We start from the raw sequence: 14,365 nt of genomic DNA on the forward strand, positions 1-14,365 counted from the left end.
CCTCGAGCCCGATCCCCAGCTTCGCCCCGATCTCCTGAATCGGCAGCTTCTTCGCCTCGCGGGCAATCTCAATGTCGGTCTTGAACGCCATGGTCTGTTTGTCCTCCCATTCCGTGCTTGGGCCGTGGCCCGATTTTATTGTTGTTGCGCAACGCTTGTTTGCTCTGGCCCGGTCTCAAGACCGTGCCCGCCGCTGCGTTCGCTGTTGTCGCGATGGCTCACATCACGTTCTGGATCGAAGTCTCGACCGCGTGAAGAAACGACCCCGCCGAGGATCGCGCCGAGAGCAGAAGGAAGGCGTCCGGACCCTCGCGGAGAATGATCACCCCGAGATGCTCCATCACCGTTCGCGCCACCCTTCCTTCCGGAAAAGCGCCCGGATGAAGGTCGAGCGGACAGATCCGCTCCAGCGCCGCGCGGGTCCGCTGTCCATCGATCCGAAGCGCGACCCAGACATCGGTCTGGTCGGTGGTATAGGCGGCGCCTTCCAGCTTGCCGTCGACAAGCGCGCGGGCATTCGCGCCATCATGTTCGAAGACGGCGAAGACCTGGCCCGGAGCCATGCCCAGCAAGCGAATCCGGCCATCGCTCGACAGCGTCGTCCCCCCGACCGGGGGCGGACTTGCGCCAAAGCCGCCGGTCACCGCTTGCACGAGAGCCGTCTCGCCGCCGAGCGGCGTGGCGATGGACACGATGGCGATATCCGGATGTTCGCTGAGCGTGATTCCGCCAAAATCCTGCCGGTAGCCGCCAAGCGCCGGCTTCGCCGTAAGCGTGAGGTCAGACACGGAGCCGCTCTCCTTCAGGGTCGATGAAATGCGGTGAGACGATTTCGACCTCGATCTCCTTGCCGCGCACGAAATCCATTGCGCGGACGATCTCGCCCCCGCGCGCCTCGCCTCGCTTGATAAAGCCGAGACCGATCGAATGGCCGAGCGACGGCGAATAGGTTACCGACGTCATCCACCCTTCGTCGTTCTCTGTCGTCGCCGCGCTGCCCCGCTGGAGGAAATGCGCGCCGGCCGTGAGGCTTTCAGCGCGATCGACCGGACGGAATCCGACCAGGCGGAGGCCGTCTTCGCGGTTGAGGTCAGGCCGCTCGGACAGGACGTTGCCGATGCAATCCTTCTGCTTGGAAACCATGCGGCCGAGGCCGAGATCGCGGGCGGTGGTCTGGCCGGTCAGTTCGTTGCCTGCCGCGTGGCCCTTCTCGATCCGCATCACGCCGAGCGCTTCGGTGCCGTAGGGAACCACGTCGAATTCCTCGCCGGCCGCCATCAGCGCGCGGATCATGGCGTCGCCAAAGCGGGTCGGTACCGCGATCTCATAGGCAAGTTCGCCCGAGAAGGAGATGCGGAACAGCCGCGCCGGCGTGCCACCGCACACGGTGAGCTCGCCGCAGGCCATGAACGGGAAGGCCTCATTGGAGACATCGTGCTCCGCATCGACGACCTTGCGGATGAGGTTGCGGGCGTTCGGTCCGGCCACCGCATATTGCGCCCAGCCGTCGGTGGTGGAAATCAGATGAACGTCGAGACCGGGCCAGAGGCACTGGCGGCAGAACTCCAGATGCCGGAATACGCTGCCCGCGTTGGCCGTCGTCGTGGTCATCACGAAATGCGTCTCGGACAGGCGGGCGGTGGTGCCATCGTCCATCACGATGCCGTCCTCGCGCAGCATGATCCCGTAGCGGGTCCTGCCGACGGCCAGCTTGGCGAAGCCGTTGGCGTAGACCTTGTTGAGGAATTCCGCCGCGTCCCGACCCTGGATGTCGACCTTGCCGAGCGTGGTCACGTCGCAGATCCCGACCGAGCCTCGCGTTATCTCCACCTCGCGGTCGACGCTCTGCCGCCAATGCGTTTCACCGGAGCGGGGGAACCACTGGGCGCGCAGCCAGGCGCCTGTCTCGACGAACACCGCGCCCTGCTCCTTGGCCCAATCGTGGCTGGGAGTCAGGCGATAGGGACGAAAATCCTTACCTCGCGACCGGCCCGCCAGGGCGCCGATCGCCACCGGAGTGTAGGGCGGACGGAAGATCGTGGTGCCGGTCTCGGGGATGCTCCGGCCGGCGATCTCGGCCATGATGGCAAGTCCGAGAACATTCGCCGTCTTGCCCTGATCGGTCGCCATGCCAAGGGTGGTGTAGCGCTTCAGATGCTCGACGGAGCGGAATCCCTCTTTGTGGGCGAGCGTCACGTCCTTGATGGTCACGTCGTTCTGCTGATCGACCCAGGCGCGCGAGCGACTTTGCGTGACATGCCAGAAGGCTGACACCGCGACCGCTTCGTCTTCCGCTGCCGGGAGTCTCTGGCGCGAGGGAGGGAAGCCGAGAGCCTCGACCGCTTGATCGGCCCTTTGGCTTCCCTCCAAGAGGGCAGACGCGAGCGACTGGGAGCCGTTCGCCGCGCCCGCCACCGCCATGCCGACAGGAAGATTCTTCCCCGGCACGAACGCCGCGATGTCGTCCCGCCATTCAGGCCGCCCGCCCTGATGGCAGGTCAGGTGGACGTTCGGGTTCCAACCGCCTGAGACGGCGAGACAATCGGCCGATATGCTCGCGCCGCCGGCAAGCTTGATCTGGCGGATTCCCATGCGACCTGACGTGTCCATAACCGCGTCGCCCATATGGATTGCCGTCCCCGGCAGCTTGGCACGGGCCGCGCCGGGGCGGGTATCGATCACGGCGGCGATCTCGACACCCTTGGCGGCCAGATCGACAGCCGTTCGCCAGCCGTCGTCATTGTTGGTGAAAACGGCGACCCGCTTGCCGGCCGCGACCGCCCATCGGTTCGCATAGGCCCGCACGGCACCCGCCATGATCACGCCGGGGCGATCGTTGTTGCCGAAGGCGATCGGTCTTTCCGTCGCACCGGCGCAAAGGATCGTGCGCTTCGCGTGAATGCGCCAGAGCACCTGCCGTGGCTTTCCGCCAGACACGGGAAGATGGTCGGTCTTGCGTTCGAGCGCGCCGTAGGTGCCGTGGTCGAAGGCCCCGTAAACGGTCGTGCGGGGCATCACGCGAACGTTGGCCATGGCGGCCAACTCGGCGCCCGCCTGATCGGCCCAGTCGGAGCCAGGCAGGCCGTCGACGGCCAATGTCTCGGCATTCAGCCTGCCGCCGAGCCGAAAATCCTCGTCGGCGATGATCACCCGGGCGCCGGCGCGTCCCGCCGCCAGTGCCGCCGCAAGACCCGCCGGCCCCGCGCCGATCACCAGCACGTCGCAATGCAGGAAACCCTTGTCGTAGCTGTCCGGATCGGGCTCCATGGAAAGCCGGCCGAGCCCGGCCGAATTGCGGATCAGCGGCTCGTAGAATTTCTCCCAGAACGCCTTCGGCCACATGAAGGTCTTGTAGTAGAAGCCGGCCGACAGGAAGGGTGACAGCAGGTCGCTCGCCGCCATCAGGTCGAAACCGAGCGGGCCGCGATGGTTCTGGCTGGTGGCCTCCAGATTGTCGAACAGCTCGACCGTGGTGGCGCGCGTGTTGGGCTCCTGATGGGCCCCCCGGCGCAACTGGACTAGCGCGTTCGGCTCTTCCGACCCCGCCGAAAAGATGCCGCGGGGCCGATGATATTTGAACGAGCGCCCGACCACGCGGACACCATTGGCGAGCAGCGCGGAGGCGAGCGTGTCGCCGTCATGGCCCTGGAACGATGTCCCGTTGAAGCTGAAACGGACGCCACCGGTCCGCTCGATCAGACCGCCCTGGACTCGAAAGGGTTGCGTGGCACCGGTCCCGGCTTCGACCGGGCCGGGCGTTGCGGTGGGTGTTCGGCTGTCGGTCATGCTCCCCGCCCCCGTGCCAAGGCGACGTCGCGCGCCAGTTCGACCGACGTGATCTCGTGTGTCAGCGTGTTGCGGGTCAGGACCAGCCAGGAGCGATCGCCCTGTTCATGATACCAAAGCTCGCGATGCAAGCCGGCCGGGTTATCCCGCAAGTAGAGATAATCATGGAATTTCTCGCTCGCGCCTTCGTCCTTCGGGTCGGGCCGGTCGATCAGCGCGGCGTCGCCGAGATACACGAATTCCGCCGCATCGCGGGGGCCGAGAAGGGGGTGGTCGATGATCATTTCGCTTTGCTCCTCCCGCTCGGCGCTTCCGCCTGCTTCCCGATCGGGAATGGATGGGTATCGACCGTCGGCATGGTCACGTCCTCAATGCAGATTGGGCTCAGTGCAGATTGGGCTGCGCGCCCTGGCCTTTTTCGTCGATCATCGCGCCACGGCGGAAGCGGTCGAGCCGATAGGCGGCCGCTGTCGGATGGGGTTCGTCACGGGCCAGGAGATGCGCGTAGCAGTAGCCGGAGGCGGGCGTTGCCTTGAAGCCGCCATAGCACCAGCCGCCATTGAAATAGAGGCCGCCGATATCGGTCTTGTCGATGAAGGGCGAGCCATCCATCGACATGTCCATGATGCCGCCCCACATGCGCAGGAGCCGCGCGCGGCCGATCATCGGCATGATCGCCATGCCGCCCTCGCAGACATCCTCCACCACCGGCAAATTGCCGCGCTGGGCGTAGCTGTTGTAGCCGTCGAGATCGCCGCCGAAGACGAGGCCGCCCTTGTCGGACTGGCTGACGTAGAAATGACCGGCGCCGAAGGTGATGACGCCCGGAATGACCGGCTTCAGCCCCTCCGAGACGAAAGCCTGCAGGACGTGGCTTTCGATCGGCAGGCGCATGCCGGCCTTTTCCATCACCCGGCCCGACGAGCCGGCGACACAGACGGCGACCTTCTTGGCGCGGATCTTGCCGCGGGTGGTCTCGACGCCCCGGCAGATCCCGTTCTCGATCTGGAAACCGGTGACCTCGCAGTTCTGGATAATGTCGACGCCGCGACTGTCGGCGCCGCGCGCATAACCCCAGGCGACCGCGTCATGGCGGACGGTGCCGCCGCGCGGCTGCCAAAGCCCGCCCTTGATCGGAAAGCGGGCGTTGTCGAAGTCGAGGAAGGGACACATTTCGCGGACCGCCTCGGTATCGAGAAGGACCGCGTCGGAACCGGCCAGCCGCATGGCATTGCCCCGCTGCGCGAAGGCATCGCGCTGCGCGTCGCTGTGACCGAGGTTGAGGACTCCCCGCTGGGAGACCATCGCGTTGTAATTGAAATCCTGCTCCAGGCCTTCCCAGAGCTTCATCGAGAATTCGTAGAACGGCTCGTTACCGGGCAACAGATAGTTGGATCGGATGATCGTCGTGTTGCGGCCGATATTACCGGAGCCGAGCCAACCCTTCTCCAGCACCGCGACGTTGGTGATGCCGAATTCCTTGGCAAGGTAATAGGCAGTTGCCAGCCCATGCCCGCCGGCGCCGACGATAACGACGTCGTAGTCGGTCTTCGGCTCGGGCTCCCGCCAGACCGGCGGCCAGCCCCGGTTGCCAGTCAGCCCCTCGGTGAGAATTTTCAGCAGCGAATATCGCATTAGTCTCCGCCCTTGCTTGCCGATCAATACTGAGCCCTCGCCGGCTGGATGGACTTTCCCCATAAAGACGGAATATTACAGATTATGGTCATGACAATGGAGCAGCCCGGCGCCTTCCGAATTGGATTCCTGCTGATCGACGGCTTTGCGCTGATGTCTTACGCGTCAGCGGTCGAGCCGCTTCGGGCCGCGAATCTACTGGCCGATCGAACCGTTTACGACATTCGCCACCTGACCGTCGGGGATGCGCACGGCATCAGTTCGAGCGGATCGATGGTCGCGGCATCCGCCCAACTTGGACGTGACGTCGACTTCGATCTCGTTCTCGTCGTGGCGGGCGGCGATCCGGGCACCTTCGCCGATGAACGGGTGTTCAACTGGCTGCGGCAACTCGCGCGGCACGGCGTTCGTCTGGGCGGGGTGTCGGGCGGCCCTGTCATTCTCGCGCTTGCCGGACTGATGGAGGGCCGACGCATGACCGTCCACTGGGAACATGCGCCAACCCTGGCGGAAATATCCCCGGCATTGATGGTGGAACGTACGCTCTACGTCATGGATCGCGACCGGATCACCTGCGCTGGCGGCACCGCGCCGCTCGATATGATGCACGCATTGATCAACGTGCATCATGGTCCCGCCTTCGCCCGCCAGGTCAGCGACTGGTTCATGCACACCGAAATCCGTCCCTCCGGAGGGCCGCAACGCGCCGGTCTCGTGGAACGCTATGGGACGAACGATCCGGCCTTGATCCAGTCGATCGAAATGATGGAAAACCATGTGGCCGATCCGCTGGAGTTGGCACAGCTGGCACAGCTTTCGGGCATCGGCCCCCGGCAGCTCAACCGGCTTTTCCGTCAAAAGCTGGGCCGCAGCACAATGACGTTCTACCGCGAACTCAGGCTGGGCAAGGCCGGCAATCTTTTGACCCAGTCCACCCTGTCGCTGACCGAAATCGCGCTGGCGACCGGCTTCGCGAATTCCGCCCATTTTTCCACGGCGTTTCGCGAGGTTTTCGGTCGTGCCCCGTCGAGTTTGCGCGCCCGGCCTCCCCAAGAAGGCACCGGGCGCGCAAAGACGCAGCTTGGATAAGTGGGATGAAATTCGTCCGAATAGCCGAACGTCGGGGCAAACCGGCGCGCAGCCTCAGATATCCAGGGTGTTCTTGCGTTCCCACTGGGAAAAATGGCTCACGAAGGAATTCCACTCCTGCATCTTCAGCTTGATATAGGCGCGGGAAAACTCCTCGCCCAACGTCGCTTTCAGGCTCTCGTCCTTGTCGAAGGTCCGCAGCGCGTCCAAAAGGTTCAGCGGCAGGATCGGGGCGTCCTTCACCGTATGACCGTTCTGGTACATGTCGATGTCGTAGCGCTTGCCCGGGTCGGCTTTGGTCCGCACCCCGTCGAGACCCGCCGCGATGATCACCGCCTGCAGCAGATAAGGGTTTGCCGCCCCGTCCGGCAGGCGCAGCTCGAACCGGCCCGGTCCCGGCACGCGCACCATGTGGGTGCGGTTGTTGCCCGACCAAGTGACTGTATTCGGTGCCCAGGTCGCGCCGGATGTCGTGCGGGGCGCGTTGATGCGCTTGTAGGAGTTGACCGTCGGATTGGTGATCGCGGCGAGCGCCGAGGCGTGCTTCATGATGCCGCCGAGGAAATACCGGCAGGTATCCGACATCCCCATCTCCTTGCTGCCGTCGGCAAAGAGGTTGGTCTTGCCGGTGGAGTCCCAGACCGAGACGTGCACATGCGCGCCGTTGCCGGTCAGCCCTTCGATCGGCTTGGGCATGAAGGTCGCGCGCATGCCGTATTTTTCGGCGAGCGAGCGAATCATGAACTTGAAGAAGGAGTGCTTGTCGGCAGTGGCGATGGCGTCGTCGAAATCCCAGTTCATTTCGTACTGGCCGTTCGCGTCCTCGTGGTCGGCCTGGTAAGGCCCCCAGCCGAGCTCGCTCATATGGTCGAGCGCTTCGCCGATCAGGTCCGCCTGCCGCATGATGGCGAGCTGGTCATAGCAGGGCTTGGCCGCGCTATCGTGGGAGTCCGCCAGCTGCTGGCCATCGGGCGTCAGCAGGAAGAACTCTACCTCGATACCGGTCTTGACACGCAATCCCTCGGCGGCGGCTTCCTTCACCAAACGATTGAGGACATTGCGCGGCGCGTGGGCAACCGGCGCGTCCTCCATGACGCAATTCGCCGGAACCCAGGCGGTGTCTGGCTTCCAGGGCAGTTGGATAACGCCGTCAGGATCGGGCACCCCCAGCATGTCCGGATGCGCCGGCGTCAGATCCAGCCAGGTGGCGAAGCCGGCAAAGCCGGCACCGTCCTTTTGCGTCTTGGCGATTGATCGGGCAGGCACGATCTTGGCGCGCTGCCCACCGAACAGGTCGGTGAACGACACCATGAAGTATTTGACGCCTTTATCCTTGGCGAATTTTGCGAGATCCGCAGCCATATTCTACCGTCCCCTCCCCATCATCATTTTCTCGTTCAGTATCCGGACTGTCCCGGTATCCAGGAAGTCCCCGCCAGCGGCACGCGCGCCATGGCCGCGGCTTCCACGGTCAGGGCGCACAGATCCTCCGGCTCCAGATTGTGGACGTGATTGTGTCCGCAGGCCCGGGCGATCGTCTGGGCTTCCAGGGTCAGGACCGAAAGATAGTTGTGCAGCCTCCGACCCGCCGCCAGCGGGTCCAGGCGTTCCATCAGCTCCGGATCCTGGGTCGTGATCCCAGCCGGGTCACGACCTTCCTGCCAGTCGTCATAGGCTCCCGCCACCGTTCCGAGCTTGCGGTATTCCTCCTCCCAGACGGGATCGTTGTCGCCCAGCGCGACCAGGGCTGCCGTCCCGATGGCAACCGCGTCAGCGCCAAGCGCCAGCGCCTTGGCGACATCCGCGCCGGTTCGAATGCCGCCGGAGACGATCAATTGCACCTCGCGATGCATACCCATGTCCTGGAGCGCCTGTACCGCTGGACGGATACACGCAAGGATCGGCTGGCCGACGTGCTCGATGAAGACGTCCTGCGTCGCAGCGGTGCCGCCTTGCATGCCGTCCAGCACGACCACGTCCGCACCGGCTTTCACCGCCAGCGTAGTGTCGTAATACGGCCGCGCGCCACCGATCTTCACATAGATCGGCTTCTCCCAGCCAGTGATCTCGCGGATCTCGAGAATCTTGATCTCGAGATCGTCCGGCCCCGTCCAGTCGGGGTGACGACAGGCCGAGCGCTGATCGATACCCACCGGCAGCGTCCGCATCCCAGCCACGCGCTCGGTGATCTTCTGCCCGAGGAGCATGCCGCCGCCACCGGGCTTGGCACCCTGCCCCACGACCACCTCGATCGCATCGGCGCGGCGCAGATCGTCGGGATTCATCCCATAGCGGGACGGCAGAACCTGATAGACGAGCCTGTCGGAATGCCCGCGCTCCTCCTCGGTCATCCCGCCGTCGCCGGTGGTCGTCGAGGTTCCTGCGGCGGACGCGCCGCGACCCAGTGCCTCCTTGGCGTGGGCCGAGAGCGAGCCGAAACTCATTCCGGCGATAGTAACGGGAATTTTCAGCTCGATGGGCTTTTTCGCGTACCGCGTGCCCAAGGTGACGCTGGTTCCGCATTTCTCGCGATAACCTTCGAGCGGATAGCGCGAGATCGACGCGCCGAGAAACAGGAGGTCGTCGAAATGCGGCAGCTGCCGTTTGGAGCCACCGCCGCGGATGTCATAGAGACCCGTCGCCGCCGCGCGGCGGATTTCGGCATTGACGCTGTTGCTGAAGGTCCAGGATTGCCGTGGCTCGGTCCGTGGCACGGCGTGCGGGGGAGCGTCTTTCATCTCCGTCTCCTCAGTAAGCATTGTCGATGTGGAAATTATAGAGCTGACGCGCCGACCCGTAGCGCTTGAACTCTTCGGGCCGCGCGTCGGCGCCGGCACGCTCCAGGAGGTCGCGAAGGATATCCAGATGCTCGGGGCGCATCTCCTTTTCGATGCAGTCCGCGCCCAGGCTTTTCACCTTGCCGCGCACGAAAAGGCGGGCCTCGTAGAGCGAGTCGCCAAGCGCGTCGCCCGCATCGCCCAAGACCACGAGGTTGCCAGCCTGCGCCATGAACGCCGACATGTGGCCGATATTGCCATGGACGACGATGTCGATGCCCTTCATCGAGATGCCGCACCGCGAGGCGGCATTGCCCTTGATGACCAGCAATCCGCCCCGACCCGTCGCGCCGGCATACTGGCTGGCATCGCCGTCGATAATGACGCTGCCCGACATCATGTTTTCGGCAACGCCAGGTCCCGCCGAACCTTCGACCCTCACGGTGGCCTGCTTGTTCATGCCGGCGCAGTAGTAGCCCGTGGAGCCCCTGACCGTGACCTCGATCGGCGCGTCGAGTCCCACAGCCAACGCATGTCCGCCGCGCGGATTTTCGACGGTCCAGGCGGTCTGGTTGGTGTTATCGCGCTGCGCCTGCAAAACGGAATTCAGCTCGCGCAGGGTGGTCTCGGCAAGATCAATCGTCTGCATCTCAATGTTCCCAGAAATAGACGGTGGCAGGCTCGGGCTCCCATACCTTGGCGTTCTCGATGCCCGGCAGGTTGACCAGCGCGCGATATTCGCTGCCGAAGGCAACATATTGGTCGGTTTCGGCCATGACGGCGGGCTTGCAGGCGATCGGATCGCGCACGACGCCGAACCCGTCCTTGGTTCCGACCACGAAGGTGAAGAACCCGTCCAGATCGTCCAGACTGGCTTCCAATGCCTCCCTGAGATTGCTGCCGGTCCGCAGCTTGTGGCTCAGATAGGCGGCAGCGACTTCGGTATCGTTCTCGGTCTCGAACGACATGCCTTCACGCACCAGCTTGCGCCGCAGTCCATTGTGGTTCGACAGTGAACCATTGTGCACCAGGCACTGGTCCGGGCCGGTCGAATAGGGGTGTGCGCCCAGCGTATTGACCTTGGATTCCGTCGCCATCCGGGTGTGGCCAATGCCGTGACTTCCCGCCATGGCGGATAGGCCAAACCGCGCAGCGACATCCTTCGGCAGCCCGACTTCCTTGTAGATTTCGATGTTGTCGCCGGCGCTCATCACCCGAACATTCGGGCGAAGTTCGGCCAACGCGCGCCGCGCCTCGCCCATCTTGTCGCTCGGAATTTTCAGCACCGCGTGCGTGTCCTTGCACCGGATCTCGACCTCGGCGTCGATCGCCGCGCCCATGTCGGCGGCCAGATCGGCGAATTCCACGTCCGGGTTTTCAGCCTGCAACGTCAGTTTCGCGTGCCCATCACCGTTTTTCCCGTAGATCGCGATCCCGGCGCTATCCGGGCCGCGATCGGTCATGGTCACCAGCATCTCGGTCAGCATTTCGCCAAGCTTCGGCTCAAGCGACCGGTCCTTCAGAAATAGCCCAACGATACCGCACATCGGCTTCGCACCTTTCTCGCAAACGTTCCAGGCAGACATAAACACCAACGCCAGTGGAAATCAACTGTTAGGAAATTTATTTTCATCATAGAAAACAGAAAGCGTCGTTCACGCGTCTTGTTTTCCTTGCGCCAGCTGCCACTGCTGCCATCGCAGCCGGGCGAACTTGTAAGCGTCCATCAGGGCGACGGCATGGATCATGAGCCCGCCCGCATAGCGTCCAACGAAACTGATCTCGGGCGTGGTCAGGTTGTAGCTCACCCATGCGAGCCCCAGCGCGGTGAATGCCATCATCAGGCCCCGCTGCGCCTGTCCATTCAGCACCTGCCCCATGCCCGTCAGGACCAGCGACACCGCGAGGACGGTGTAGGGATGATGCGGGGGACGATCGCGAGGGGGGGCAGCCATCCGGCTCAGTGCTCGCGCGACATATCAGCGGCCAGCGCGAAGCCGCGGGCAATGAGGTCCTCGACCGTGGCACGCGCCAGCCGGTCATTGTCGAACAGCGGTTGGCGGGTCGCCAGGTAATGTCCACGTCGACTCTCGTCGATGCGGTAGACCAGCCGCAGGCCGCGCGGGGCGAGAAAAAGCTCCTTGCCCCGCCCTTCCTCGGTAAAGGCGCGCACATGCGGGGTGAGACGATCGAGCAACGGCGCGACCGCATCCGGCCGGTCGCAGCGTACCACCGCGTCCGCCGGCCAATCCGGCGGCGCTGGCAAAACCGTGCGCAACCGGTCGTGCGGCGAATAATATTCCGAGTTGTCGGGCCGGATCAGCATGTCGAAGACCCCGGCGATCTTCAGCGGCTGCCGGATCGTCACCAGCAGCCACAGCACCGGCAGCTTGCGCAGCTGGATGGTGTCGGCGAGCAGCCGCAGTTCGACCGGAACCTCATCCCGGCGGCCTGTCAGACGCGGATAGTCCGCCCCGTCCTGGGACAGCTCGGCATCGTCCAGCAGCCCCCGACACTCCTCGAACACCGATCTGCGATGGGCGATCACGCGGGTTCGGTCGCGATGGTACATCCAGCCGAGTGCCGCGCTCCCGGCGGCAGCCGCCGCAAAGGCGCCCGCCCCGATCATACGACCGTGACGGGTGGATGCGGCTGATTCAGAACGTCGTCGACCACCGACCCCGTCAACAGCCTTTCCAGCACCGAATGTCCCGACGTGCCCATGACGATATGATCGAACCCGTGCTCCTGCGCATAGGCCACGATCGCCGTGGCGACATCCCGTCCATTAACGGTGGCGCAACTGGCGTTCGTCACGCCCTTGGCGGCCGCCGCTTCCATCGCGTGGGTTTGCTCGCGAGCGATCAACGTCTCGCCCGCGTCGAACAGCCGCGTGTCCCAGAACGGGCTCTTGGCTGCACTGGCCTGGGTCACGGCCGTGACGGTAATGAACCGAACCGCAGCCCCGAAATTTGCGGCCATGCCGACCGCAAAATCCACCGCCCGCTGGGAGGCGCGCGAACCGTCTATGGCGCAAAGCACATTTTTCATCATGGCTCTTCTCCCGCCTCAGTAGCCGACCGGCTTCGGCCAGTTCATGGTGAACTGGTCGGACCGTCGGACATATTTGTAGCGGCGCATGGTGAACCAGACCGAGGCCACGACGTAGAACGCCATCATCGCCAGCAGCTGGGCTCCAAAGCCGAGATAGGTCGCGAAGAAGGTGGTCACGCACAACACCATCAACACGATCGCCGGCAAGGGGTGCAGCGGATGCACATAGCCCCGCCGGATCGTGCCCAGAGGCCATTTTCGCCGGAACAGGATCATGTTGATCGGCATGAAGGTGTAGCCAAGGAGACCGGACAGGATCGAGAAGGTGATCACCTGGTCCAAGAGCCCGGTAAAGGCGAAGGACACGGCGATCGGGATCAAGATCAGGATCGATCGGTAGGGTGTGCGATAGCGCGGGTGCACCGCCCCGAACCAATTGGGCATGTAGCGGTCGCGTCCCATGGAGAACCAGGCCCGCGAGGCGTCGTTGATGCAGCCATTGGCAGAGGCCGTCGCCGCGAACATCGTACCGATGAACAGGAACACCTGGAGCGTCGTGCTGCCGGTCATTCGCGCCGCGTCGTAGAGCGGGACGACCGCCTGACCGAGATACTCCCAAGGCAGCAGCCCGGAGGATACGTACCACGTCAAGGTCGCCGCGATCAGCAGTGTCATGATCCCGGTCATCGTACCGAGCGGCAGCGACCGGCTGGGGGAGCGCACCTCCTCGGCCGCCTGACACGTTCCCTCGATACCGAGATAATACCAGATGCCGAACTGGAAAGACGCGATCACCCCGATCCAACCATAGGGCAGATCGGTCAACAGACCGGCATGCTGCAATACGGCGCCGGGATTCCAGGGCTGAACACCGATGAAAAGGATGAGGATCGATACGAAGGCGGCCGCGGTGATGACGAAATTCAGCGACAGCGTCATGAACACGCCGCGATAATTCAGAAACGCCAGCAGCGCGATGATCAGCACCACGAACGGTCGCGGATCGAGATCCGTGTAACCCGTCTGCTCCGCCAGGATCACCATCAGATCGCCAACGATCAGGGCATCGGCGGCCTCCAGCATGGTGTAGGCCATGACCAGATAGAGCCCGACATTGAAGGCCATCAGCGGCCCCATGATGTGCTTGGCTTGCGCGTATTGGCCGCCGGCCGCGGCCACGGTAGAGGTCACCTCGGAGTCGATCATCGCGACGCAAGTGTAAAGCAGGCCGATGACCCAGCAGGCGATCAGCGCGCCCAGCGCGCCACCCTTGCCGACCGAAAAATTCCAGCCCATGAACTCGCCGACGAGGACGATGCCCACGCCAAGCGCCCAGACATGCACCGGACCCAGCACGCGCAGGAGGCCAATTCGTTCCGATTTCGCGGCCACCGCCGCAGTTCTGTTCGCCGTCTGATCGGTCATTGCCCGGCCCCCCCGCGCGCTTCCGGCACGTCGCCATGCTCCAGAAGCTCGTCGATCCCCTCGCGCGACGACATCAGGGTTTCCTCATCGAACTCGCGATTGACGCGCACGGCGTCCACTACCATCCACAAGAGCAGGCTTGCTGACACCGCCCACGCCGCATATTCTAGTAGAACCCACATCGGTTTTTCCCTCCCCCATTGCCTCGTTTCAGAGGTCGAATTTTTCGCTGATAACGTCGCGATATTCCTTGTCCGACATCCGGATGAGATAGACGAAGTAGCCCAGGATCACCGCCGCGGTGATCAACAGCATCAGCGGATCAATGGTGTAGTCGAACCGCGTGGTAATCATCTCGGCGGCCGTTTCCGCCGTGTAGCCAAGCTTCTCCCACTGCGCCTGCATGACGGGATTTTGCTTCAGGGTTTCCCAGGTGATCTCGGCGGGCATCACGGTCGTGCTGCCGGCACCGGTCAGGCCGAGTATCAAGGGAATAAACAGCGCCACGTACACCAGCGCCAACAGAAAGATCGAATCGAGAAATTGACCGAATCCGCTTTGCCGCGGTGGCTCATAATGTTTGCGCATGGTGCCCTCCC

General features: G+C 63.8%; 15 protein-coding genes. 1 reads left to right on the forward strand and 14 read right to left on the reverse strand.

Features of this window, described 5'->3' with window-relative positions; genetic code table 11:
* Positions 1–218: 218 nt before the first annotated feature.
* From VQ044_RS11045 to VQ044_RS11060, 4 genes are all read right to left on the reverse strand, one after another.
* Complete coding sequence (locus VQ044_RS11045; RefSeq protein WP_327647226.1) at positions 219–788, reverse strand: sarcosine oxidase subunit gamma; 570 nt, start codon at positions 786–788, stop codon at positions 219–221.
* On the reverse strand, positions 781–3,786 hold the full coding sequence (locus VQ044_RS11050) for a sarcosine oxidase subunit alpha family protein (protein ID WP_327647227.1): 3,006 nt from the start codon (positions 3,784–3,786) through the stop codon (positions 781–783). Before VQ044_RS11050 ends, VQ044_RS11045 begins: the two co-directional genes overlap by 8 nt.
* Complete coding sequence (locus VQ044_RS11055; RefSeq protein WP_327647228.1) at positions 3,783–4,070, reverse strand: sarcosine oxidase subunit delta; 288 nt, start codon at positions 4,068–4,070, stop codon at positions 3,783–3,785. The genes VQ044_RS11050 and VQ044_RS11055 overlap by 4 nt, the downstream gene beginning before the upstream one ends.
* A 100-nt stretch (positions 4,071–4,170) precedes the next feature.
* Complete coding sequence (locus tag VQ044_RS11060; protein ID WP_327647229.1) at positions 4,171–5,421, reverse strand: sarcosine oxidase subunit beta family protein; 1,251 nt, start codon at positions 5,419–5,421, stop codon at positions 4,171–4,173.
* Between the two features lie 90 nt (positions 5,422–5,511).
* Between VQ044_RS11060 and VQ044_RS11065 the strand changes: the two genes are divergently transcribed.
* The gene (locus VQ044_RS11065) at positions 5,512–6,510 is read left to right on the forward strand and encodes a GlxA family transcriptional regulator (RefSeq protein ID WP_327647282.1); all 999 of its coding nucleotides are present in this window, start codon (positions 5,512–5,514) and stop codon (positions 6,508–6,510) included.
* A 54-nt stretch (positions 6,511–6,564) separates the two neighbouring features.
* Here VQ044_RS11065 and glnT read toward each other — a convergent pair whose 3' ends face one another.
* The 10 genes from glnT to VQ044_RS11115 all read right to left on the reverse strand — a co-directional run bounded on the left by glnT (position 6,565) and on the right by VQ044_RS11115 (position 14,354).
* Positions 6,565–7,872, reverse strand: coding sequence for a type III glutamate--ammonia ligase (gene glnT / locus VQ044_RS11070; RefSeq protein WP_327647231.1), 1,308 nt, complete (start codon positions 7,870–7,872; stop codon positions 6,565–6,567).
* Positions 7,873–7,907: 35 nt separating this feature from the next.
* Positions 7,908–9,248, reverse strand: coding sequence for an FMN-binding glutamate synthase family protein (locus VQ044_RS11075; protein ID WP_327624694.1), 1,341 nt, complete (start codon positions 9,246–9,248; stop codon positions 7,908–7,910).
* Positions 9,249–9,258: 10 nt separating this feature from the next.
* A complete protein-coding gene (locus tag VQ044_RS11080) occupies positions 9,259–9,936 on the reverse strand; it encodes a GXGXG domain-containing protein (protein WP_327624693.1) in 678 nt (225 codons plus the stop codon).
* 1 nt (position 9,937) lies between these two features.
* Positions 9,938–10,834, reverse strand: a complete 897-nt coding sequence (locus VQ044_RS11085) for a class II glutamine amidotransferase (protein ID WP_327624692.1) — start codon at positions 10,832–10,834, stop codon at positions 9,938–9,940.
* A gap of 108 nt (positions 10,835–10,942) precedes the next feature.
* Complete coding sequence (locus VQ044_RS11090) at positions 10,943–11,242, reverse strand: hypothetical protein (RefSeq protein WP_327624691.1); 300 nt, start codon at positions 11,240–11,242, stop codon at positions 10,943–10,945.
* A 5-nt stretch (positions 11,243–11,247) separates the two neighbouring features.
* The gene (locus VQ044_RS11095) at positions 11,248–11,916 is read right to left on the reverse strand and encodes a hypothetical protein (protein ID WP_327647232.1); all 669 of its coding nucleotides are present in this window, start codon (positions 11,914–11,916) and stop codon (positions 11,248–11,250) included.
* Positions 11,913–12,341 carry a universal stress protein gene (locus VQ044_RS11100; protein WP_327647233.1) on the reverse strand — a complete coding sequence of 143 codons (429 nt, stop codon included), beginning with the start codon at positions 12,339–12,341 and terminating at the stop codon, positions 11,913–11,915. Before VQ044_RS11100 ends, VQ044_RS11095 begins: the two co-directional genes overlap by 4 nt.
* Positions 12,342–12,356: 15 nt before the next feature.
* Positions 12,357–13,766: an APC family permease gene (locus VQ044_RS11105; RefSeq protein WP_327624688.1), complete on the reverse strand. Its 1,410-nt coding sequence runs from the start codon at positions 13,764–13,766 to the stop codon at positions 12,357–12,359.
* Positions 13,763–13,948 (reverse strand): hypothetical protein, encoded by a 186-nt coding sequence (locus VQ044_RS11110; protein ID WP_327624687.1) that lies wholly within the window; start codon positions 13,946–13,948, stop codon positions 13,763–13,765. Before VQ044_RS11110 ends, VQ044_RS11105 begins: the two co-directional genes overlap by 4 nt.
* Positions 13,949–13,976: 28 nt before the next feature.
* Positions 13,977–14,354 carry a hypothetical protein gene (locus VQ044_RS11115; protein ID WP_327624686.1) on the reverse strand — a complete coding sequence of 126 codons (378 nt, stop codon included), beginning with the start codon at positions 14,352–14,354 and terminating at the stop codon, positions 13,977–13,979.
* Positions 14,355–14,365 lie beyond the last annotated feature (11 nt).

Origin of the sequence: Aurantimonas sp. C2-5-R2 (assembly GCF_036549495.1) — a bacterium.
In the GTDB taxonomy this organism is placed as follows: Bacteria; Pseudomonadota; Alphaproteobacteria; order Rhizobiales; family Rhizobiaceae; genus Aurantimonas; species Aurantimonas coralicida_A.